Origin of the sequence: Variovorax sp. M-6 (assembly GCF_052114385.1) — a bacterium.
GTDB lineage: Bacteria > Pseudomonadota > Gammaproteobacteria > Burkholderiales > Burkholderiaceae_C > Variovorax.
This window is the reverse complement of sequence record NZ_JBFREQ010000017.1, coordinates 19,488-39,612: the sequence shown is the minus strand read 5'-3', so window position 1 is coordinate 39,612 and position 20,125 is coordinate 19,488. Positions and strand designations below refer to the sequence as shown.

Below are 20,125 nucleotides of genomic sequence, written 5' to 3'. Positions count from 1 at the left end.
CAAGGACAAAGATGACCCACGACAACGACGCGATGAACCCTTGCCCTCCGTGGTACCGCTTTCCGCTGGTGTGGATGGTGATCGGCGGGCCGGCCGTGGTGGTGGTCGCCAGCTTCGTCACGCTGTGGCTGGCCATCGCCACGCCCGACCCGGTGGTGGACCAGGACTACTACCGCAAGGGCGTCGAGATCAACCGCACGCTGGCCGACAAGAAGCTGATGCCGGCCGTGGCCGGACGCAACCACGCGGCGACGCCGGGCAGCGCCGTGCCGCTGCCGAAGGAGTGAGCCCATGCAGATGCGCCGCTGGATGTGGATTCTCTGGCCGGCCTTCCTGCTGGCCTGCGCGCTCGAGGTGCTGGTGTTCGCGCTGGTCGACCCGGGCGACCTGAACTGGCGCGGCGAGGCGCTCGGCGCTTCGCGGCAGGCCGTCTACACGGTCGGCTTCTTCGTCTTCTGGCTGCTGGCCATGGGGGCGGGCGCGCTGACCCTGCTGCTGACCCTGCCGGCGCGCGAGATCAACAACCCGGCGGATTGACGATGCGGCGCAGCGCCTCGGGGTCGACGATGCGCACGTTGCGCTGCTCGACCTCGACCATGCCGTCGGCCGCGAACTTCGACAGGGTCCGGCTCACGGTCTCGAGCTTGAGCCCGAGGTAGCTGCCGATCTCCTCGCGGGTCATGCGAAGCACCAGCTCGGAGCGCGAGAAGCCGCGCGCGTGCAGGCGCTGGACCAGGTTGAGGAGGAAGGCCGCGAGCCGCTCCTCGGCCCGCATGCTGCCCAGCAGCAGCATCACGCCGTGTTCGCGCACGATCTCGCGGCTCATGATCTGGTGCACGTGGCGCTGCAGCGCGGTGATCTCGCGCGACAGCTCCTCGATGCGTTCGAAAGGCATCACGCAGACCTCGGAGTCCTCCAGCGCCACGGCGTCGCAGGTGTGCTGGTCGTTGACGATGCCGTCGAGCCCGATGATCTCGCCCGCCATCTGGAAGCCCGTGACCTGGTCACGCCCGTCCTCGCTGGTGACGCGGGTCTTGAACACCCCGGTGCGGATCGCATAGAGCGAGGTGAAGGGCTCGCCGTTGCGAAACAGCGTCTCGCGCCGCTTGATCTTGCGCCGCGTGGCGACGATGTCGTCGATGCGCTGCAGCTCGCCCGGGTCCAGGCCGACCGGCATGCAGAGCTCGCGCAGATTGCAGTTGGAACAGGCGACCTTGATGTTTTCGGGTTTCATTGATGCAGTCGAGGTCATACAGGGATTGTCCGATGGGGAGTGGGCCGGATGCTTGATACAGGTCAATGATTGCAGATCGTGACGGCGGCATAGTGACACACCAAAGCCCTTGCCGCCGCCCGCGATGCTCCCTGCTTCCGCTCCCGCCCTCACGCCCCCCCCGGCGCCGCTGCCTTCCGTGCTGCGCCGCTTCGACTGCGCCGGCCCGCGCTACACCTCCTATCCCACGGCCGACCGCTTCGTCGACGCCTTCACGGCGGACGACTACGCCCAGGCCCTCGAGCAGCGCGGCGGGGCCGGCGCGAGCGCGCGGGCGCTGTCGCTGTACGTGCACATCCCGTTCTGCGAGTCGCTCTGCTACTACTGCGCCTGCAACAAGATCGTGACCCGGCACAAGAGCAAGGGGCGCGAGTACCTCGACTACCTGGCGCGCGAGATCTCGCTGCAGGTGGCCAAGCTCGGCCGCGGCGCGGTCGTCCGCCAGCTGCACCTGGGCGGCGGCACGCCGACCTTCCTCGACGATGCCGGCCTGCGGGACCTCATGGCCATGCTTCGCGGTGCCTTCACGCTGTCGCCGGACGGCGAGCATTCGATCGAGATCGACCCGCGCACCGTCGACCGCGAGCGCCTCGTGACGCTGGCCGAGCTGGGCTTCAACCGGCTGAGCTTCGGCGTCCAGGACTTCGACCCGGAAGTGCAGAAGGCGGTGCACCGGATCCAGCCCGCCCGGCAGGTGTTCGACCTGATGGCGGTGGCCCGCGGGCTGGGCTTCGATTCGGTCAACGTCGACCTGATCTACGGGCTGCCGCGCCAGAGCGCCGCCTCGTTCGACCGCACGCTGGAGCAGGTCTGCGCGCTCCGGCCGGACCGCATCGCGCTCTACGCCTACGCCCACCTGCCCGAGCGCTTCAAGGCCCAGCGCCGCATCGCGACCGAAGCCCTGCCCGATGCGGCCGCCAAGGTCGATATGCTGTCGCGCTCGATCGCCGCGCTCACCGCCGCGGGCTATGTCTACATCGGGATGGACCATTTCGCGCTGCCCGGCGATGCGCTGGCGGTCGCCCGGCGGCAGGGCCGGCTGCATCGCAACTTCCAGGGCTACAGCACCCAGCCGGACTGCGACCTGGTGGCGCTCGGCGTGTCGGCGATCGGCCGCATCGGCGCCACCTACAGCCAGAACGCGAAGACGCTCGAGGAGTACTACGACCTCCTCGACCAGGGCCGCCTGCCGGTGGTGCGCGGCCTGGCGCTGACGCGCGACGACGTGCTGCGGCGGGCCGTGATCATGGCGATCATGTGCCAGGGACGGGTGGACTTCGAAGCCGTGGGCGCGGCCCATCTGATCGACTTCGAGCACTTCTTCGCGACCGAACTGGCCGCGCTCGAACCGCTTGCGGCGCAGGGCCTCGTGACCCTGGGCGATCGCTACATCGAGGTCACGCCCATGGGCTGGTTCTTCGTGCGCGCGATCGCCATGGTGTTCGACCGCTACCTGCAGGCCGATCGCAACCGCACGCGCTTCTCGCGCATCGTCTGACATGCTGGCTGCGCTGGCCGGCACCGCGTTCGTGATGGGTCTGGCCGGCGGGCCGCACTGCGTCGCGATGTGCGGCGCTGCCTGCGCGGGCGTGATCCGCATCGTGCGCGCGCCCGCGGGCGGCGTCGCGGCGCTGGTGCCTGTGGGCCGTTCGCTGCCGGCGGGCGCGCTGTTCCACGCCGGGCGCGTGGCGGGCTACGCGGCCGCCGGGGCCGCGGCGGCCGCCACGGCCCAGGGCCTGGCCCTGGCGAGCGAACAGGTGGCCGCACTGCGCCCCGCGTGGATGCTGCTGCACGTGGCCGTGCTCGCCTGGGGCGTGCTGCTCGCGGCCTCGGGCCGGCAGCCGCTGTGGGCCAGCCGCATCGGACGCTGGGCCGCGGCGCGCCTGCAGCCCATGACCCGCAGCCCCTTCGGCGTGCTGGCCACCGGTGCGCTCTGGGTTGCGATGCCCTGCGGCCTGCTGTACTCGGCGCTGATGCTGGCGGCCTTGAGCAACGGCGTGCTCGAGGGCGCGGCCGTGATGGCGCTGTTCGCCTCGGGCAGCGCGCTGTCGCTCGTGCTGGCGCCGTGGCTGTGGCAGCGCCTGCGCTCGGGCGCGGGCCTGGTGTCGCAGCAGTGGGGCACGCGCCTGGCCGGCGCGCTGCTCGCCGCGGTCGCGCTGCAGGCGCTCTGGATGGATCTCCAGCACCAGATCGACATCTGGTGCCGCTGAGCGAGGACCTGCGGACAACCGACGCGAAGTTGATCCCAGTCAATTCGCGCCGCGCGGGTCTGGCCGAGACTGGAGGCCTTCCCTTCTGGAGATCCCATCATGTTCAAGCGAATCCTGGTCGCGACCGACGGCTCGCCCCTTTCGGAGAAGGCGGTCGAGTCCGCCATCGGCCTGGCCCGGCAGCATGGCGCCGAGCTGCTCGCCTTCACCGTGGCCCGCAGGCAACCCAAGAGCTACATGGACGGCACGATGATCTACGAGGGGGCCGAGAGCGAGAGCATCGACAAGAAGCGCTTCGAAAAGGCCCAGGCCATGGTCGACGCGATCGGCGAGCGCGCGGGCGCGAGCGGCGTGCGCTGCGAAGCGCTCGTGGCCCATTCCAGCCAGGTCGCCGAATCGATCATTGCCGCCGCGCAGAAGCATCACAGCGACCTGATCGTGATGGCCTCGCATGGCCGCAGGGGCATCGGGCGCCTGCTGCTGGGCAGCGAGACCCAGCATGTGCTCACGCATTCGGCCTTGCCGGTGCTGGTGCTCCGATAGCGCCCGCATGATGCAGGAAATCAACCAGGCGGATGCGGCCGCCAAGGCCGATGCGTTGCGCGCGCTGGCCGCCGCATCGGGCTTGAGGAGCTGGCACCTCGCCGGCCGCGAACTGTTGCCGGTGGTGCAGGGTGGGATGGGGGTCGGCGTCTCGGCCGGTGGCCTGGCCGGCGCGGTGGCCGGCCTCGGCGGCATCGGCACCGTGTCGTCGGTCGACCTGCGGCGCCTGCACCCGGACCTGTGGGCGCAGACCGCGAACATCGAAGCCGAGCCCGACGCCGGCGCGCGCATCGACGCCGCCAACCTCGAGGCGCTGGGCCGCGAGATCGCCAAGGCCCGACACCTCGCCGGCGGCCGCGGCCTGATCGCCGTCAACGTCATGAAGGCCTTGACCGCCTACGAGCCGCAGGTGCGCCACGCGATGGCCTGCGGGGCCGATGCGCTGGTGGTCGGCGCCGGCCTGCCGCTGGACCTGCCGGAACTGGCGCGCGAGCATCCGGGCGTCGCGCTGATCCCGATCCTGTCGGATGCGCGCGGCGTGCAACTGATCGTGCGCAAGTGGGAGAAGAAAGGGCGCCTGCCCGATGCCATCGTGATCGAGCATCCGCGCCTTGCGGGCGGCCATCTCGGCGCCGCCAGGGTCGGCGACCTGAACGACCCGCGCTTCGAGTTCGACGTCGTGCTGCCGCAGGTGCAGGCCTTCTTCAAGACCGCGGGCATCGAAGGCCGCATCCCGCTGATCGCCGCCGGCGGCGTCGAGAGCCTCGAGGACATCCGCCGGCTGCAGTCGCTCGGCGCCTCGGCGGTCCAGCTCGGCACCGCCTTCGCGGTCACCGCCGAATGCGATGCCGACCTGGCGTTCAAGCGCGTGCTCGCCGATGCCAGGCCCGAGGACCTGGTCGAGTTCACCAGCGTGGCGGGCCTGCCTGCGCGCGCCGTGCGCACGCCCTGGCTGGCCAAGTACCTGCGGCTCGAGCCGCGGCTGATGGCCAAGACGCACCGCGAGACCGAGTGCACCATGCGCTTCGACTGCCTGGCCCATTGCGGCCTGCGCGACGCCACGCCGGGCTGGGGCAAGTTCTGCATCGACAAGATGCTGGGCCATGCGCTCGCGGGACACACCGAGCAGGGGCTGTTTTTCCGCGGTGCCGGCCGGCTGCCGTTCGGCCGCGAGATCCGGCCGGTCCGGGAACTGATGGAGTGGCTGCTCAGCGGCGCAGCAGTTCGTCGCTGATGATGATCTTGCGGACCTCCGTGGTGCCGGCGCCGATCTCGAGCAGCTTGATGGCGCGATAGAGCCGGTTGACTTCGGATTCCCAGATGTAGCCCGCGCCGCCGTGGATCTGCACCGCCTCGTTGAGCACCTTGTTCATGGTCTCCGAGGCGAACATCACGGAGGCGGCAGTGATCATGTGGATGTCGCCGCGCCCGCCGCCGCCGATCTCGAGGTCGTTGGCCGCGCGCAGCGCCTGGTAGGTGAAGACGCGCATCGATTCGATCCACACGTACATGTCGGCCAGCTTGGCCCGGATCATCTGGAAGTTCGCGATCGGCTGGCCGAATTGCTGCCGCGTGCGCGCATAGTCCAGCGCCAGTTCGAGCGCGCGCTCGCAGATGCCCAGGCAGATCGGCGCGATCATGGCGCGCTCCAGGTCGAGCCCGCTCATCACCACCTGCACGCCGCGGTCCTCCTCGCCGACCCGGTTGCGCGCCGGCACGCGGCAGTTTTCGAACACCAGCTCGGCCGTCTGGCTGCCGCGAAAGCCCATCTTGGTGAGCTTCTGCGCGACCTTGAAGCCGGCGCTGCCGCTCTCGACGATGAAGGCCGAGATGCCCTTGGCGCCGCGTTCCTTGTTGGTCTTGGCGTAGACCAGCACCACGTCGGCCACCGCGCCGTTGGTGATGTAGATCTTGCTGCCGTTGAGCAGGTAGTCGTCGCCGTCGCGCGTGGCCGTGGTGCGCATCGAGCCCAGCGCATCGGAGCCCGCACCGGGCTCGGTCAGGCCCAGCGCGCCGACGGTCCTGCCGCTGCACAGGCCCGGCAGGTAGGCCTTGCGCTGCGTTTCGTCGGCGTTGCGGTAGATGTTGTAGAGGCACAGGTTCTCGTGCGCCACCCAGCTCAGCGCGAGCGCGTGGTTCCAGCGCGAGAAGGCTTGCACCACCAGCCCGCTCGCGAAGAGATCGAGGCCGGCGCCGCCGTAGGCCTCGGGCACCGGAATGCCGAAGTAGCCCGTGGCGCCGATCTGCGCAAAGGCCTCGGGCGGCCACCACTCCTCGTTGTCCATGCGGCTGGACAGGGGGTAGAGCTCGTTGCGCGCGAACCGGTCGGCCTGGTCGAGGATCTGCTGCTCGTCGTCGGACAGGCCGGAGAAGCGCTGGGCGGCGCTTGGAGCGGAAGCGGTCGTGTTCATGGGTCTGTGGAGGATGGAAGAGAAAAACGGAAGGCGGTTCAGGCGGCGCGACGGTCGCCTTCGGCGAATGCCGCGACACGGGCGGCGAAATCGGCGGTGGCGGCGCAGCGCAGGAAGGCGGCTTTTTCGCGCGCCAGGTGCGCCTCCAGGCCCGCGCGGACCTGGACCGCCGTCAACTCCTTGAGCTCCCGCACCGACTGGGCGGGCAGGGCGGCCAGCGCTCGCGCGCACTGCCGTGCTTCGGCGTCGGCGCGGTCGGCGTCCACGACGCGGTCGATCAGCCCCAGCGCCAGCGCCTGCGGGGCATCCAGCGTGGTGTGCAGCGTGAGCAGATCGAAGGCGCGCGCAACCCCGACGCGCTGCGCCAGCCGGAAGCTCAGGCCGCCATCGGCCGAGGCGCCGAGCTTCGCATAGGCCGTGATCAGGCGCGTGCCACGCGCCGCCAGCACCATGTCGCAGGCCAGGGCCAGCGACAGGCCGCCACCGGCCACCGCCCCATGCACGCCGGCGATCACGGGGACGGGGAGGCGGTTCAGCGCCATCACGCTGGCGTGGACGCTGTCGATCATCCTGGCGATGAAGGCGGGGAGCTCGTGGCGGTGCGCATGCATGGCGCGAACGTCGCCGCCCACGCAGAACGATCGGCCCTCGCCGCGCAGCACGAGGGCGCGCACGCCCGGTGCGGCAGCCACGGCATCGATGGCGCGCTGCAGCGCCACGGCGGCTGGAAAGTCCAGCGCGTTGAGCGCATCGGCGCGGTTCAGCGTGATCGTGGCGATCTCGTCGTCGACATCGAGCCGTACGGGTTCCTGGGTGTCCATGGGCCTCCGGGCGTTGCTGCATCGACGACCGTGAACTTCTTTGACCTTCACTCAATGAAATCGTTTCGACGCGAAGGCGATGAGACACCGGTTGGCTTCTTTTGGGAAGGGAGGAGAGGCTAGGACTAACCCTTGGATATCTCAATTCATTGGGAGAAAAACGGATAAACCTGTCTGGAGGGCCAGGAGTCCCGAGATCGTGGGGCGCAGAAAAAATAAATTGAGTCAGGGTCAGAAAGTGATTGACATCCGCGATCCGATGGTCGCAATATCCGCCTCACACCAGACGCCATGACCGGCGCGGAGACAAGCCTTGGAATCTCACCACCTCTCGTTCGGCCGGGGCCGTCGCCCATGCTGAGCGTCACCAACCTGCAGGTGTTCTACGACCGTGCGGTCGAGGCCGTGCGCGACGTTTCGCTCGAGCTCGGCCAGGGCCGCATCGTCGCCCTGCTGGGCAGCAACGGCGCGGGCAAGTCGACCGTGCTCAAGGCGATCAGCGGCGTGCTCTATCCGGAGGATGGCGAGATCACGGGCGGTGCGATCCGCTACGACAACGCCTCGCTCGAACGCTGCGCGCCGCACGAGATCGTCCGGCGCGGGCTGGTCCAGGTGCCCGAAGGGCGGCGGCTGTTCGACACGCTCACCGTCGAGGAGAACCTGCGCATGGGCGGCTACCTGCGGCCCGGCACCGACGAATCCCGGGCGCTGGCCAACATCTACGCTCTGTTCCCCGCGATCGAAGCCCATCGGCATCGCGTGGCCGGCTACCTGTCCGGCGGCCAGCAGCAGATGGTGGCGATCGGCCGTGCACTCATGGGCGAGCCGAAGCTGCTGCTGCTCGACGAGCCCTCGCTCGGGCTCGCGCCGCAGATCATCGCGGAGATCTTCGACATCATTCGCCGCCTGCGCGACGAACGCGGCCTGACGGTGCTGCTGGTCGAGCAGAACGCACAGCTGGCGCTCTCGCTCGCCGACTACGGCTACATCATGGAGCGCGGCCGGATCGTGCTCGACGACACGCCCGCCAGGCTGCTCGCGAACGACGACGTGAAGGAGTTCTACCTCGGGGTGCAGGCCGGCGGCCAGCGCCGCAGTATGCGCGAGATCAAGCACTACAAGCGGCGCAAGAGGTGGCTCTCGTGAGCGCGGCGCTGCTCGAACTGCAGGGCGTGGGCAAGCGCTTCGGCGGCCTCGAGGCGCTGTCGGGCATCGACCTGCGCGTCGAGCGCGGCCACATCTTCAGCGTCATCGGGCCCAACGGTGCCGGCAAGACCACGCTGTTCAACCTGATCTCGTGCCTGCTCGCGCCGAGCGCCGGGCGCATCGTCTTCGACGGCGAGGACATCGCGGGCGCGGCGGCCCACAGCCTCTCGAAGCGCGGCATCGCACGCACCTTCCAGAACCTCGCGGTCTTCAAGCACGAGACCGTGATCGACAACATCCTGACCGGGCTGCACGCGCGGCTCACCACCGGCGTGCTGGGCGCCGCCGTGTTCTGGGGCTCGGCGCGCCGCGCCGAGATCGCCGCCCGCGAGACGGCGGAGGAGATCGTCGAGTTCCTCGAGATCGAGACCATCCGCGACCTGCCGGTCGGCACGCTCTCGTACGGCCTGCAGAAGCGGGTCGAGCTGGGCCGCGCGCTGGCCATGCAGCCGCGGCTGCTGCTGCTCGACGAAATGGTGTCGGGCATGAACCAGGAGGAGACCGAGGACATCGCCCGCTTCATCCTCGACATCCGCGAGGAGCGCAACGTCACGGTGATGATGATCGAGCACGAGATGGGCATCGTGATGGACATCTCCGACCACGTCTGCGTGCTGAACTTCGGCCGCAAGATCGCCGATGGCCCACCCGCCGAGGTGGCGGCCGACCCGGCCGTCATCGCGGCCTACCTGGGCGTCGCTGCGCCCGTCGCGGCATGAAGCCGGCGCAGACCCCCGACCACCGCGTGCTGGCGGATACCGCGCTGCCGCCCGGCGTGGCCGAGGGGCGCGCCACGATGCCCGGCCTGCTGCGCCATCGCGCGCGCCAGACGCCCGAGCGCATCGCCTTCCGCGAGAAGACGCGCGGCATCTGGCAGGGCACGACCTGGGCCGGCTATTTCGAGCGGGTGCGCGCGTTCGCGCTGTTCCTGCAGCAGGCCGGCTTCGGCGCCGGCGACAAGCTGGTCATCGCCTCCGACGGCACGCCCGAGTGGTTCATCGCCGATCTCGCGGCCCAATCGCTGGGCGGCGTGACGGTCGGCATCTACCCCACCAACCCCTGGCCCGAGCTGCAGTACATCGTTCGCCATTGCCGCGCCAAGGTGGCGGTGTGCGGCGACCAGGAGCAGACCGACAAGGTGCTCGAGGCGATGCGCCGCGACGGCGGCCTGCCCGACCTCGAGCGCGTGCTCACGGTCGACTGGAAGGGCCTGCGCCACTACGACGAGCCGATGCTGATGCCCTTCGAGCAGGCGCTCGCCGAAGGCCGCGCGCTGGCGCAGCAACCCGATCGAAGCGCCGCCTGGGAGCTTGTCGTCGACGCGCTCGATGCCGGCCAGGACGCGCTGATCGTCTACACCTCGGGCACCACCGGCATGCCCAAGGGCGCGCGCATCTCGCACGCCGGCATCCTGTCCGACGCGGCGGCGCTGGGCGCGGTGCAGGGCTTCGCCGGCAAGCCGCTCACGGTGGTCTGCTACCTGCCGCTGTGCCACGTGGCCGAGCGCCTGATGTCGCCGGTGATGCAGCTGGTCTACGGCTCGATCGTCAACTTCGCCGAGTCGATCGACGCGGTCACCCACAACCTGCACGAGATCGGCCCGAGCTTCTTCTTCGGCGTGCCGCGCATCTGGGAGAAGCTGCAGTACGAGATCCTGATCAAGTCGCGCGATGCGCGGCCGATCGCGCGGCGCGCCTTCACGAAGGCGCTGGCCATCGCGACGCCGATCGCCGAGCGGACCATCGCCAACGGCGGCCGTCCGGTCGGCCGGCGCGACGCCTTCGTGGCCTGGCTGCTGCGGGTGGCCGTGTTCAGCAACCTGCTGGCCGGCGTGGGCCTCGACCGCACCTGGGTCGCGATGACCGGCGGCGCGTCGATCTCGCCCTCGGTGATCCTGTTCTTCCGCGCGCTGGGCGTGCCGATCTACCAGATCTACGGCATGACCGAGACCAGTGGCGCCAGCCATTCGCAGTCGGCCGCGCTGTCGCGCCTCGGCTGGTGCGGCCCGCTGCTGCCCGGCGTGGTGGCGCAGCGCGTCGCGGCCGACGGCGAGCTGCAGCTGCGCGGCGCGATCGTCTTCAACGGCTACCTGCACGACGAGGCGGCCACGCGAGCCGCCTTCGACGACGGCTGGCTGCGCACCGGCGACATCGTCGAACTCGACGAGGCCACCGGGCAGGTGCAGATCGTCGACCGCAAGAAGGCCATCCTGATCACCAGCGGCGGCAAGAACATCACGCCGTCGCTGATCGAGAACGCCCTGAAGGAAAGCCTTTACATCAGCGAGGCCGTGCTGCTCGGCGACGGCCGGCATTTCGTCTCGGCCCTGATCCAGATCGACCTCGACACGGTGGGCAAATGGGCGCAGGAGCGCGGCATGGCCTACACCACCTACGAGACGCTGGCGCAGCTCGACGCGGTGCGCGAACTCATCGCCGACGACGTCAAGCGCGTCAACGAGCGCTTCTCGCGCGTCGAGAGCATCCGCAAGTTCGCGCTGCTGAAGAAGCAGCTCGACCACGACGACGGCGAACTCACGGCCACGATGAAGGTGCGCCGGCGGGTCATCGAGCAGAAGTACGCGGCCGAGGTCGCGCACATCTACGGCTCCGAGAAAGTGACGGCCTGATGAACTACTTCCTCAACCTCGTCACCTCGGGGCTCGTGATCGGCGCGCTCTACGGCCTGGTCGCGATGGGCTTCGCGATCGTCTACCGGGCCACCGGCATGGTGAACTTCGCGCAGGGCGAAGTGATGATGCTGATCGCCTACATCAGCTTCAGCCTGGCCACGATCCCGGGCATCGGCTTCGGGCCGCTGCTGGTGGCGGTGCTCGCGGTGTCGGTGCTGCTGGGCCTGGCGATCGAGCGCATCTTCATCCGCCCGATGCTCGGCGAGCCGATGTTCTCGCGCGTGATGGTGACCATCGGCCTCGCGGTGGTGATCCGCTCCACCGTGATCCTGATCTGGGGCGTCGAGCCCACGGCCTTCCCGCGGCCCTTCGGCAACACGGTGATCCGTTTCGCGGGTCTCGCGCTCTACCCGGGCCAGATCTTCGCGCTGGTGTCGCTGGCCGTGCTGTGCGGCCTGATGTGGCTCTTCTTCTCGCGCTCGCGCATCGGCATCGCGATGCGGGCGACCTCCAACAACGAGACCACCGCGCTGCTGATGGGCATCAACGTGAAACGCATCAGCGCGATCGCCTGGGCGCTGTCGGCGGTGTTCGCGGCCTTCGCCGGGCTGGCCTTCTGCCTGATGTTCAGCCTCGAGCCCGAAATCTCGCAGATGGGCCTGCGCGGCTTCCCGGCCACCATCCTCGGCGGGCTCGACTCGGTGGTCGGCGGTGCCTTCGGCGGGCTGGTGATCGGTGTCTTCGAGAACCTCGCCGGCGGCTACCTGGGGCGCGGCCTCAAGGAGATCGCCGGCTTCGTGCTGATCATCGTGGTGCTGATGGTCAAGCCCTACGGCCTGTTCGGCCAACGTGAAATCGAAAGAGTCTGATGCGCAGCAGAACCTACCAGACCTCCTACGCCGGCCTGGTCGCCCTGGCTCCCCAGCGCGCGACCTGGGGATGGGCGCTGGCCGGCCTCGGCCTGCTGCTGATCGCGCCGGCCTGGTTCGGCGCCCACGGGCTCAACATGCTGACCAGCATCTTCGTGGTGTCGGTCGGCGTGCTCGGGCTCAACCTGCTGTCGGGCGTGGCGGGGCAGATCTCGCTCGGCCACGCCGGTTTCCTGCTGATCGGCGCCTACGCGCAGGCCATCCTCACCACCGACTACGGCGTGCCGTCGCTGCTGGCGATCCCGCTGGCGGGGCTGGTCGCGGCGCTCGCCAGCCTGATCGTCGGCGTGCCCTCGCTGCGGCTCAAGGGCCTGTACCTCGCCATCACCACGCTGGCCTTCACCTTCATCGTGCGCCACGTGGTGCTGTTCGCCGAAGGCATCACGCGCGGCTCGGCGGGCATGCCGGTGGAGCCGCTCAGCGTGCTGGGCCTGTCGTTCAAGGGCGACCAGCGCTTCTACTACGCGGCGCTGTTCTTCCTGGTGCTGGCGGTGTTCGCCACGCTGAACCTGATGCGCTCGCGGATCGGCCGCGCCTGGCTGGCCTTGCGGGATCACGACATCGCGGCGCGCGCGATGGGCATCGACCTGATGCGCTACAAGCTGCTGGCCTTCATGGTCAGCGCGTTCTACACCGGTGTCGCGGGCGCGCTGGTGGCGCTGCAGACGCGCTTCGTCAACGTCGACACCTTCAGCGTCCTGATCAGCATCGAGGCGCTGGCGATGGTGATCGTCGGCGGCATGGGCCGCATCCATGGCGCGATCCTCGGCGCGGCGCTGATCCTGCTGCTGCCCGAGCTGCTGAACTTCGGCTTCGAGGCTGCAGGGGACGGTGTGCGCACGCTGATGGCCGATCGCATCTACGAGGTCAAGGGGCTGATGTACGGCGTCGTGATCCTGCTGTTCCTGCGGCTCGAACCCGAGGGACTGGCCGGCATCTGGCGCAAGGCCAAGCGCTTCTGGGTGCAGTGGCCGCTGTCCCAATGACAACCGAATCACAACAGGAGACAACGATGGGCAAGCAAGAAGGCAAGGCGATGGTGGCGCGGGCGTTCGCGGTGTTGGGCATGCTCGCGGCCGCAGCCGGCGCGCAGGCGCAGGACGTCGGCGTCACGGCCAGCGAGATCCTGATCGGCGAGGTGCAGCCGATGTCGGGGCCGGCCTCGCTGATCGGCAAGGCCGGCGCGGCGGGTTCCAAGCTCGCGATCGCCGAGATCAATGCCGCCGGCGGCATCAACGGCCGCAAGCTGCGCGCGATCTACGAGGACGACGGCTACGTGCCGGCGCGCTCGGTGTCGGCGGTCAAGAAGCTGATCGACACCGACAAGGTGTTCGGCATCACCGGCACCACCGGCAGCTCGCACATGGTGGCGATGCTGCCGGCGATCGAGGAGGCGAAGATCCCGACCATCGTCCACATGGCGCCGAACCCGGCCGTGGTGTCGCCGCGGCGGCCCAACGTCTTCATGATCGGGCCCGACTACGACTATGCGGGCTACGTGCCGGTCCGCTACATGGTCGAGAAGATGAACAAGAAGGGCGCCAAGTTCGGCATCCTCTACCAGGACGACGACTTCGGCAAAGCCCTGCTGGCGGGCTACCAGAAGGCGGTCAAGGAATTCGGCCTTTCGAGCGTGGCCGAGATCTCGTTCAAGCGCGGCGCCAAGGACTTCTCGGCCGAGGTGCTGACGCTGAAGGACAAGGGCGTCAATGCGCTCTACCTCGGCACGCTGACCACCGAGTCGGCCTCGATCATGTCGGAGCTGCGCCGCCTCGACATGGACGTGACCCTGGGTACGCTGTGGGCCGGCCAGCTGCCGGCCGCGGTCAAGCTGGCGGCGCCCTCGGGCTACCAGTACCTGATCCCCGACTACTACGCCTCCAACTACGACCCCGCGGGCGCGGCGCTGATGGGTTCGGCCAAGAAGTACCTGAGCGCCGACGACTACGCCAACTTCAACCGCTACACGGTGAGCGGCTACGTCGGCACGATGGTCTTCGCCGAGGGCGTGCGCCGCTGCGGCGCCAACGTGACGCGCGCCTGCGTGATCGCGCAGCTCGACAAGCTGCACGACTACAAGGTCGGCGGCCTCAGCGGCCCGGTCTCCTTCGACAACCCGAAGGGCCAGGCCGTGATGCCGATCAAGCTGTTCCAGACCGATCCGCAGAGCGGCACCGTGAAGTCGCTGACCGATTTCGTCGCCTACTGAGCCTTGATTCGATGCCGACCGAAGCCTCTTCTTCCGCCAGCACCGAGCGCTACCGCTCGGCCTTTCGTCCCGGCCTGTTCGACGGCCGCACGGTGGTCGTCACCGGCGGCGGCAGCGGGCTCGGCCGCTGCACCGCGCACGAACTCGCGAGTCTCGGCGCGCACCTCGCGCTGGTCGGGCGGCAGTCGGGCAAGCTCGACGCGGTGGCGGCCGAGATCGCCGCCATCTACCCGGAGCGCGCGGGCGACATCACGACGCACGTCTGCGACATCCGCGACGAAGCGGCGGTCAAGGCGACCGTGGCCGAGGTCATCGCGGCGCACCGCCGGCTCGACGGGCTCTTCAACTGCGCGGGCGGGCAGTTTCCGGCCCGGCTGCGCGACATCTCGCTCAAGGGCTGGGATGCGGTGGTGCGCAACAACCTGCACGGCACCTTCCTGTTCTCGCGCGAGTGCTTCGTGCAGTGGATGGAGGCGAACGGCGGCAGCATCGTCAACATGCTGGCCGACATCTGGGGCGGGCTGCCGGGCATGGGCCATTCGGGCGCGGCGCGCGGCGGCGTGTTCACGTTGACCGAGACCGCCGCCTGCGAGTGGGGGCATGCGGGCGTGCGGGTCAACGCGGTCGCGCCGGGCTGGATCGCCTCGGCCGGCATCGACACCTACGACGAGGACTATCGCAATGTGCTGCGCGGCCTGCGCAACAAGGTGCCGCTGCAGCGCTTCGGCACCGAGGCCGAGCTGTCCTCGGCCGTGGTCTACCTGCTGTCGGAGGCCGCGGGCTTCATCAGCGGCAGCGTGATCCGCGTCGATGGCGGCGTGCCGACCGCACGTCCGACCTGGAAGCTGGAGCCCGCAGCGCGAACCTTCGCCTACGACGGCTTCCCGCAGTACCAGCCGCCGGTCACCTTCGATGACCTGCCCGGCGGCGACGGGGAGAAGTCATGAACACGGCACCGACGCAGGCACAGGTCAAGGTCGAACGGCAAGGCGCGGCCTGCCGCATCACCATCGACCGTGCCGAGGCGCACAACACGATGACCGACGCGGTGATGGTCGCGCTGACCGAGGCGCTGCGCCAGGCCGAGGCGATGGAAGGCGTGCGCGCCATCGTGCTCACCGGGGCCGGCGACAAGACCTTCTGTGCCGGCGGCCAGCTCAAGCCGACCGCCGACGGTTCTCCGTTCGCGCTGGAGCCCGGCCGCTTCGACAACCCGGTGGCCGAGCTGTTCCGCGCGCTCGACCGCTGCCACCTGCCGATCGTCGCGCGCGTCAACGGCAGCGCCTTCGGCGGCGGGCTCGGACTGGTCTGCGCCTGCGACTTCGCGATCGCCGCCGAGGGTGCGATGTTCGGCACCACGGAGGCGCGCGTCGGCGTGTTCCCGATGATGATCCTGCCGCTGCTGATGCGCGTGATCCCGCGCCGCCGGCTGCTGGAGATGTGTTTTCTCGCGCACCGTTTTCCGGCCGCCGACGCCGAGCGCTTCGACATCGTCAACTGCGTCGTGCCGGCCGCAGAGCTCGATGCCGCGGTCGACGCGCTGGTGGCCCAGCTCGCGGCCAACTCGCCGGTCGCGCTGCGCATCGGGCGCCGCGCCATCGGCGCGATCACCGACCTGTCGTTCAACGACGCCTTGAATCTCGCCCAGGCCATCCTGCCCGTGCTGTCGCAGAGCGAGGACACGCGCGAGGGCATGAAGGCCTTCGCCGAACGCCGCGCGCCTCTCTGGCCCGGACGCTGAAGGAAAGCCGGTATGAACATGCCCGAACATCGAACCCGTCCGCTGCGCATCGGCTGCGCCAGCGGTTTCTGGGGCGACTCCGAGAGCGGCGCCTCGCAGCTGGTGCAGCGCGGCGAGATCGACTACCTGGTCTTCGACTTCCTGGCCGAGATCACGATGTCGCTGCTGGCCCGTGCCAAGGCCAAGTCGGCCGACGCCGGCTTTGCGCCGGATTTCGTGCGCATCGTGGCGGCGCTCGCGCCCGAGCTGAAGGCGCGCGGCATTCGCGTGGTGTCGAACGCCGGCGGCGTGAATCCGGCCGCCTGCCGTGTCGCGCTGCAGAAAGAACTCGACGCCCAGGGCATTGCGCTGCGCATCGCCGTGGTCGAGGGCGACGACCTGTCCGCGCAGGCCGATGCCTTGCGCGCGGCGGGCACGCGCGAAATGTTCAGCGGCGCACCGATGCCCGATGCGCTGCTCAGCATCAATGCCTACCTCGGCGCGCAGCCGATCGTGGCGGCGCTGGCGGCCGGGGCCGACATCGTGATCACCGGCCGCGTGGTCGACAGCGCGGTCACGCTGGCGCCGCTGGTGCACGAGTTCGGCTGGGACTGGCGCGACTGGGACCGGCTCGCGACCGGCAGCCTCGCGGGCCACCTGATCGAATGCGGCGCCCAGGCCACCGGTGGCCTCTTCACCGACTGGGAGCGGGTGCCCGGCTGGGACGACATGGGCTTCCCGATCGTCGAATGCGCGGCCGACGGCCGGAGCTTCGTGCTGACCAAGCCGCCCGGCACGGGCGGGCTGGTCATCCCCGCCACGGCGGCCGAGCAGATCGTCTACGAGATCGGCGATCCACGCACCTACCTGCTGCCCGACGTGTGCTGCGACTTCTCCGAGGTGCGGCTCGAGCAGGGCGGGCCCGATCGCGTGCGCGTCAGCGGCGCACGGGGCCGGCCCGCGCCGCTCACGTACAAGGCCAGCGCCACCTATGCCGACGGCTGGCGCCTGCTGGGCACGCTGATGATCGGCGGGCCCGAAGCGGCACGCAAGGCGCAGCGCGTGGGCGACGCGATCCTGGCGCGCTGCCGGCGGCTGCTGGCCGAGCGCGGACTGGCCGACTTCGGCGAAGCCCACATCGAGGTGCTCGGTGCGGAGAGCACCTACGGCCCGCATGCGCGCACGGCGCACAGCCGCGAGGTGGTGCTGAAGCTTGCCGCGCGCCATGCATCGCGCGCCGCGCTCGAGTTGCTGGCGCGCGAGATCGCGCCCTCGGCGACTTCCATGGCACAAGGCATCACGGGCTTCGCCGCGGGTCGGCCGTCGCCTTCGCCGGTGGTGCGGCTGTTCTCGCTGCGGGTCGACCGTGCGGCGGTGCCGGCGCGGGTTTCGCTCGACGGGCAGGCGCTGCCGTTCGACGAGCTGCAGGTCGGCCAGCCGGTCGCCGTGCCCGATGCCACGCAGCAGCCGTCGGCCGCTGCGCCGGTGGCCGCCACCGTGCGCGTCCCCTTGATCCGCATCGCCCATGCGCGCAGCGGCGACAAGGGCGACATGGCCAACATCGGCGTGATCGCACGTTCGCCCGAAGCCTATGCGTGGCTGCTGCGCACGCTGGACGCCGGCACCGTGGCGGCGTACTTCGCGCACGTGGCCCGCGGCAAGGTCACGCGCTACCTGCTCCCGGGCTTTCATGCGCTGAACTTCACGCTCGAGAACGCGCTCGGCGGCGGTGGCATCGCCTCGCTGCGCTACGACCCGCAGGGCAAGGCGCTGGCGCAGATGCTGCTCGACCTGGAACTCGACGTGCCGGCCGAATTGGTACAAAGCCCTTCATGAAAACCACTGCTTCAACGTCCAAGGCACCCGCCGGAAAAGTCAACTCGAGCGCGGCGGGTTCGCCCAGCGCGATCCTGGGCGACTCCCTGGCCCCCATCGCCGCCGGCAAGCAGACGCCGCGCCGGCTGCGCCGCGCGGCCGAGATCCTGGCCGCGGCGCGCGAAGTGTTTCTCGAAAAGAGCTTCGAGCGTTCCTCGGTGGCCGAGATCGCGGCCCGCGTCGGCGTCGTCGAAGGGCTGGTCTACACCTACTTCCCGACCAAGCGCGACCTGCTCAACGAGGTGCTGCGCGGCATGTACGAGCCGCTGATCCAGGACATCGCCGACGGCTTCGCGCGCATCCACGGCTTCCGCAGCCGGCTGCGCTTCCTGGTCTGGCGGCACCTGCGCGTGTACGTCGAGGAGCCCGGGCTCTCGCGCATCGTGCTGCACGAGGTGCGCACCAGCCCGGACTACTTCCAGTCGGTGCTGCACGACCTGCAGGTGCGCTACACGGCCTTCCTGGTGCGCACCGTGCGCGAGGCGGTGGAGGAGGGCGAGCTGCCCGCCGACACCGACGTCGAGCTGATCCGCAGCATGGTCTACGGCGGCATCGAGCACCGCATGTGGTCGCAGCTGTACGGCCGCGGCAGCATCGACATCGAAGCCACTGCGGACCGCTGCACGGCCATGCTGCTGGGCGGCATGCTGATGACGCGCGAAGCCGCGCTCGACCTTGCGCCCGGCGCGACCGTCGCGGCGCAGCGCCCGGGAGGCGACATCGAGGCCCGGCTCGCGCGGCTCGAAAGGATCGTGGCCGCCGGCGTGCTGCCGCCGGCTCCCGCAGCTCCAACGGCGAAACGACGCAAAGACCCCTCATGACACCGATCCGAAAGCTCTTCATTGCCAACCGCGCCGAGATCGCGCTGCGCATCGTGCGCACGGCCAGCCGTCTCGGCATCGAGACCGTCGTGCCCTGGCACCGGCAGGACCGTGCCGGCCCCGCGCTGCTCGCCGCCAGCGGGTCGGTCGAGGTCTTCGGCGAACCGCCGGTCGCGGCCTGGCTCGATGCCCAGGCCATGATCCGCGCCGCGCGCGACAGCGGCTGCGACGCCATCCATCCGGGCTACGGCTTCCTGTCGGAGAACGCGGCCTTCGCGCAGGCCGTGGCGGATGCCGGCCTGGTCTTCGTCGGCCCGCCCGCGAGCGTGATCGAGCTGATGGGCGACAAGATCAGCGCGCGCCGCTTCGCGGTGCAGCACGACGTGCCGGTCACGCCTTCGGCCGACGAGGCCGACGACCCCGCGAGCTTTGCCGAGCGCGCGCGCGGCATCGGCTTTCCGCTCCTGATCAAGGGGGCGGCGGGCGGCGGCGGCAAGGGCATGCAGATCGTGCGGCGCGAGCAGGAACTGGCCGCCGCGATCGACATCGCGCGCGCCGAGAGCCAGCGCTATTTCGGCGACGGCCGCCTGTTCGCCGAGCGCTTCGTCGAGAGGCCGCGCCACATCGAGGTGCAGGTCTTCGGCGACAGCCACGGCCACGTGATCCACCTTGGCGAACGCGAGTGCTCGATCCAGCGCCGCTTCCAGAAACTGATCGAGGAGTCGCCGGCACCCGGGCTGCCGGCGGCACTGCGCGAGCGCATCTGCGCCGCGGCCGTGCGCCTGGCGTCGGCGGCAGGCTACGTCAACGCGGGCACGGTCGAATGCATCGTCTCGCCCGAGGGCGAGTTCTTCTTCCTCGAGATGAATACCCGGCTGCAGGTCGAGCATCCGGTGACCGAGATGGTCACCGGGCTGGACCTGGTCGAACTGCAACTGCGCGTGGCCCAGGGCGAGGCGCTGGGCATCACGCAGGCGCAGGTGACAAGCGCCGGCCACGCCATCGAATGCCGCATCCTCGCGGAGGACGCGGACGCCGGCTTCGTGCCGGACACCGGCCGCGTGCTGCTGTTGCGCGCGCCGCAGGGTCCGGGCGTGCGCTTCGACGTCGGTGTCACCGAAGGCGCGCCCGTGACCGCCGACTTCGACTCGATGCTCGCCAAGCTCGTGGTGCACGGCGCCGACCGCCGCCTCGCGATCTCCCGCATGCGCACGGCGCTGGCCGAGACCACGATGCTGGGCGTCACGATCAACAACGACTTCCTGGCGCGGGTGCTGCGCCACCCGGCCTTCGCACAGGGCGAGACCGACACCGGCTTCCTGGAGCGGCATCGCGAGGCGCTGGCACCCGCACCGCTGACCGATGGCGAGCGGCAGGCCCTGCTGGCGGTCGCCGCGTCGGCGGCACCCGACCGCGCCGCCCGCACCGTCCCCGAGCCCTACGCCTCGATGGGTGCCTGGCGCAACTGATCTTCA

At 69.9% G+C, this 20,125-nt stretch carries 20 protein-coding genes; 17 read left to right on the top strand and 3 right to left on the bottom strand.

The window, feature by feature from the left end; translation table 11 throughout:
* Positions 1–11 precede the first annotated feature (11 nt).
* Positions 12–287 (top strand): FixH family protein, encoded by a 276-nt coding sequence (locus tag AB4Z46_RS19395; RefSeq protein ID WP_442285160.1) that lies wholly within the window; start codon positions 12–14, stop codon positions 285–287.
* A gap of 4 nt (positions 288–291) precedes the next feature.
* Positions 292–537: a hypothetical protein gene (locus AB4Z46_RS19390; RefSeq protein ID WP_442285159.1), complete on the top strand. Its 246-nt coding sequence runs from the start codon at positions 292–294 to the stop codon at positions 535–537.
* On the opposite strand, the gene fnr is transcribed toward AB4Z46_RS19390, so the two are convergent.
* A complete protein-coding gene (gene fnr / locus AB4Z46_RS19385) occupies positions 518–1,234 on the bottom strand; it encodes a fumarate/nitrate reduction transcriptional regulator Fnr (RefSeq protein ID WP_442285158.1) in 717 nt (238 codons plus the stop codon). The genes AB4Z46_RS19390 and fnr overlap by 20 nt on opposite strands.
* Positions 1,235–1,358: 124 nt before the next feature.
* Between fnr and hemN the strand changes: the two genes are divergently transcribed.
* From hemN to AB4Z46_RS19365, 4 genes are all read left to right on the top strand, one after another.
* A complete protein-coding gene (gene hemN / locus AB4Z46_RS19380; RefSeq protein WP_442285157.1) occupies positions 1,359–2,771 on the top strand; it encodes an oxygen-independent coproporphyrinogen III oxidase in 1,413 nt (470 codons plus the stop codon).
* 1 nt (position 2,772) lies between these two features.
* The gene (locus AB4Z46_RS19375) at positions 2,773–3,483 is read left to right on the top strand and encodes a sulfite exporter TauE/SafE family protein (RefSeq protein ID WP_442285156.1); all 711 of its coding nucleotides are present in this window, start codon (positions 2,773–2,775) and stop codon (positions 3,481–3,483) included.
* 99 nt (positions 3,484–3,582) lie between these two features.
* The gene (locus AB4Z46_RS19370; protein WP_442285155.1) at positions 3,583–4,026 is read left to right on the top strand and encodes a universal stress protein; all 444 of its coding nucleotides are present in this window, start codon (positions 3,583–3,585) and stop codon (positions 4,024–4,026) included.
* Between the two features lie 7 nt (positions 4,027–4,033).
* Positions 4,034–5,260 carry an NAD(P)H-dependent flavin oxidoreductase gene (locus AB4Z46_RS19365; RefSeq protein WP_442285154.1) on the top strand — a complete coding sequence of 409 codons (1,227 nt, stop codon included), beginning with the start codon at positions 4,034–4,036 and terminating at the stop codon, positions 5,258–5,260.
* On the opposite strand, the gene AB4Z46_RS19360 is transcribed toward AB4Z46_RS19365, so the two are convergent.
* Together AB4Z46_RS19360 and AB4Z46_RS19355 are read right to left on the bottom strand one after the other, a co-directional pair.
* A complete protein-coding gene (locus AB4Z46_RS19360) occupies positions 5,235–6,437 on the bottom strand; it encodes an acyl-CoA dehydrogenase family protein (protein WP_442285153.1) in 1,203 nt (400 codons plus the stop codon). The two genes, AB4Z46_RS19365 and AB4Z46_RS19360, sit on opposite strands and share 26 nt — an antisense overlap.
* Before the next feature lie 38 nt (positions 6,438–6,475).
* Positions 6,476–7,258, bottom strand: a complete 783-nt coding sequence (locus AB4Z46_RS19355) for an enoyl-CoA hydratase/isomerase family protein (RefSeq protein WP_442285152.1) — start codon at positions 7,256–7,258, stop codon at positions 6,476–6,478.
* A gap of 354 nt (positions 7,259–7,612) precedes the next feature.
* Between AB4Z46_RS19355 and AB4Z46_RS19350 the strand changes: the two genes are divergently transcribed.
* From AB4Z46_RS19350 to AB4Z46_RS19300, 11 genes are read left to right on the top strand one after another with little or no spacing between them, the layout of a single operon-like run.
* On the top strand, positions 7,613–8,404 hold the full coding sequence (locus AB4Z46_RS19350) for an ABC transporter ATP-binding protein (protein WP_442285151.1): 792 nt from the start codon (positions 7,613–7,615) through the stop codon (positions 8,402–8,404).
* Positions 8,401–9,183 carry an ABC transporter ATP-binding protein gene (locus AB4Z46_RS19345; RefSeq protein WP_442285150.1) on the top strand — a complete coding sequence of 261 codons (783 nt, stop codon included), beginning with the start codon at positions 8,401–8,403 and terminating at the stop codon, positions 9,181–9,183. Before AB4Z46_RS19350 ends, AB4Z46_RS19345 begins: the two co-directional genes overlap by 4 nt.
* Positions 9,180–11,093: an AMP-dependent synthetase/ligase gene (locus AB4Z46_RS19340; protein WP_442285149.1), complete on the top strand. Its 1,914-nt coding sequence runs from the start codon at positions 9,180–9,182 to the stop codon at positions 11,091–11,093. Before AB4Z46_RS19345 ends, AB4Z46_RS19340 begins: the two co-directional genes overlap by 4 nt.
* Positions 11,093–11,965, top strand: coding sequence for a branched-chain amino acid ABC transporter permease (locus AB4Z46_RS19335; protein ID WP_442285148.1), 873 nt, complete (start codon positions 11,093–11,095; stop codon positions 11,963–11,965). Before AB4Z46_RS19340 ends, AB4Z46_RS19335 begins: the two co-directional genes overlap by 1 nt.
* Positions 11,965–13,011: a branched-chain amino acid ABC transporter permease gene (locus tag AB4Z46_RS19330; RefSeq protein ID WP_442285147.1), complete on the top strand. Its 1,047-nt coding sequence runs from the start codon at positions 11,965–11,967 to the stop codon at positions 13,009–13,011. The genes AB4Z46_RS19335 and AB4Z46_RS19330 overlap by 1 nt, the downstream gene beginning before the upstream one ends.
* Positions 13,012–13,037: 26 nt before the next feature.
* Positions 13,038–14,234: an ABC transporter substrate-binding protein gene (locus AB4Z46_RS19325; protein WP_442285146.1), complete on the top strand. Its 1,197-nt coding sequence runs from the start codon at positions 13,038–13,040 to the stop codon at positions 14,232–14,234.
* Positions 14,235–14,245: 11 nt separating this feature from the next.
* A complete protein-coding gene (locus AB4Z46_RS19320) occupies positions 14,246–15,181 on the top strand; it encodes an SDR family oxidoreductase (protein ID WP_442285145.1) in 936 nt (311 codons plus the stop codon).
* Positions 15,178–15,975, top strand: a complete 798-nt coding sequence (locus AB4Z46_RS19315) for an enoyl-CoA hydratase-related protein (RefSeq protein ID WP_442285144.1) — start codon at positions 15,178–15,180, stop codon at positions 15,973–15,975. Before AB4Z46_RS19320 ends, AB4Z46_RS19315 begins: the two co-directional genes overlap by 4 nt.
* Positions 15,976–15,987: 12 nt before the next feature.
* Positions 15,988–17,790, top strand: coding sequence for an acyclic terpene utilization AtuA family protein (locus AB4Z46_RS19310; protein ID WP_442285143.1), 1,803 nt, complete (start codon positions 15,988–15,990; stop codon positions 17,788–17,790).
* On the top strand, positions 17,787–18,650 hold the full coding sequence (locus AB4Z46_RS19305; protein WP_442285142.1) for a TetR/AcrR family transcriptional regulator: 864 nt from the start codon (positions 17,787–17,789) through the stop codon (positions 18,648–18,650). The genes AB4Z46_RS19310 and AB4Z46_RS19305 overlap by 4 nt, the downstream gene beginning before the upstream one ends.
* Positions 18,647–20,119, top strand: a complete 1,473-nt coding sequence (locus AB4Z46_RS19300; RefSeq protein WP_442285141.1) for an acetyl-CoA carboxylase biotin carboxylase subunit — start codon at positions 18,647–18,649, stop codon at positions 20,117–20,119. Before AB4Z46_RS19305 ends, AB4Z46_RS19300 begins: the two co-directional genes overlap by 4 nt.
* The last annotated feature ends 6 nt before the right edge of the window (positions 20,120–20,125 follow it).

What these genes read in the sequence shown, in the direction of transcription:
- AB4Z46_RS19315 (WP_442285144.1), top strand. Translation starts at nt 15,178, where the DNA reads ATGAACACGGCACCGACGCAGGCACAGGTCAAGGTCGAACGGCAAGGC.
- AB4Z46_RS19360 (WP_442285153.1), bottom strand. Translation starts at nt 6,437, where the DNA reads ATGAACACGACCGCTTCCGCTCCAAGCGCCGCCCAGCGCTTCTCCGGC.
- fnr (WP_442285158.1), bottom strand. Translation starts at nt 1,234, where the DNA reads ATGAAACCCGAAAACATCAAGGTCGCCTGTTCCAACTGCAATCTGCGC.
- AB4Z46_RS19340 (WP_442285149.1), top strand. Translation starts at nt 9,180, where the DNA reads ATGAAGCCGGCGCAGACCCCCGACCACCGCGTGCTGGCGGATACCGCG.
- AB4Z46_RS19310 (WP_442285143.1), top strand. Translation starts at nt 15,988, where the DNA reads ATGAACATGCCCGAACATCGAACCCGTCCGCTGCGCATCGGCTGCGCC.
- AB4Z46_RS19370 (WP_442285155.1), top strand. Translation starts at nt 3,583, where the DNA reads ATGTTCAAGCGAATCCTGGTCGCGACCGACGGCTCGCCCCTTTCGGAG.
- AB4Z46_RS19365 (WP_442285154.1), top strand. Translation starts at nt 4,034, where the DNA reads ATGATGCAGGAAATCAACCAGGCGGATGCGGCCGCCAAGGCCGATGCG.
- AB4Z46_RS19350 (WP_442285151.1), top strand. Translation starts at nt 7,613, where the DNA reads ATGCTGAGCGTCACCAACCTGCAGGTGTTCTACGACCGTGCGGTCGAG.
- AB4Z46_RS19335 (WP_442285148.1), top strand. Translation starts at nt 11,093, where the DNA reads ATGAACTACTTCCTCAACCTCGTCACCTCGGGGCTCGTGATCGGCGCG.
- AB4Z46_RS19320 (WP_442285145.1), top strand. Translation starts at nt 14,246, where the DNA reads ATGCCGACCGAAGCCTCTTCTTCCGCCAGCACCGAGCGCTACCGCTCG.
- AB4Z46_RS19355 (WP_442285152.1), bottom strand. Translation starts at nt 7,258, where the DNA reads ATGGACACCCAGGAACCCGTACGGCTCGATGTCGACGACGAGATCGCC.
- AB4Z46_RS19375 (WP_442285156.1), top strand. Translation starts at nt 2,773, where the DNA reads ATGCTGGCTGCGCTGGCCGGCACCGCGTTCGTGATGGGTCTGGCCGGC.
- AB4Z46_RS19300 (WP_442285141.1), top strand. Translation starts at nt 18,647, where the DNA reads ATGACACCGATCCGAAAGCTCTTCATTGCCAACCGCGCCGAGATCGCG.
- hemN (WP_442285157.1), top strand. Translation starts at nt 1,359, where the DNA reads ATGCTCCCTGCTTCCGCTCCCGCCCTCACGCCCCCCCCGGCGCCGCTG.
- AB4Z46_RS19330 (WP_442285147.1), top strand. Translation starts at nt 11,965, where the DNA reads ATGCGCAGCAGAACCTACCAGACCTCCTACGCCGGCCTGGTCGCCCTG.
- AB4Z46_RS19395 (WP_442285160.1), top strand. Translation starts at nt 12, where the DNA reads ATGACCCACGACAACGACGCGATGAACCCTTGCCCTCCGTGGTACCGC.
- AB4Z46_RS19305 (WP_442285142.1), top strand. Translation starts at nt 17,787, where the DNA reads ATGAAAACCACTGCTTCAACGTCCAAGGCACCCGCCGGAAAAGTCAAC.
- AB4Z46_RS19390 (WP_442285159.1), top strand. Translation starts at nt 292, where the DNA reads ATGCAGATGCGCCGCTGGATGTGGATTCTCTGGCCGGCCTTCCTGCTG.
- AB4Z46_RS19325 (WP_442285146.1), top strand. Translation starts at nt 13,038, where the DNA reads ATGGGCAAGCAAGAAGGCAAGGCGATGGTGGCGCGGGCGTTCGCGGTG.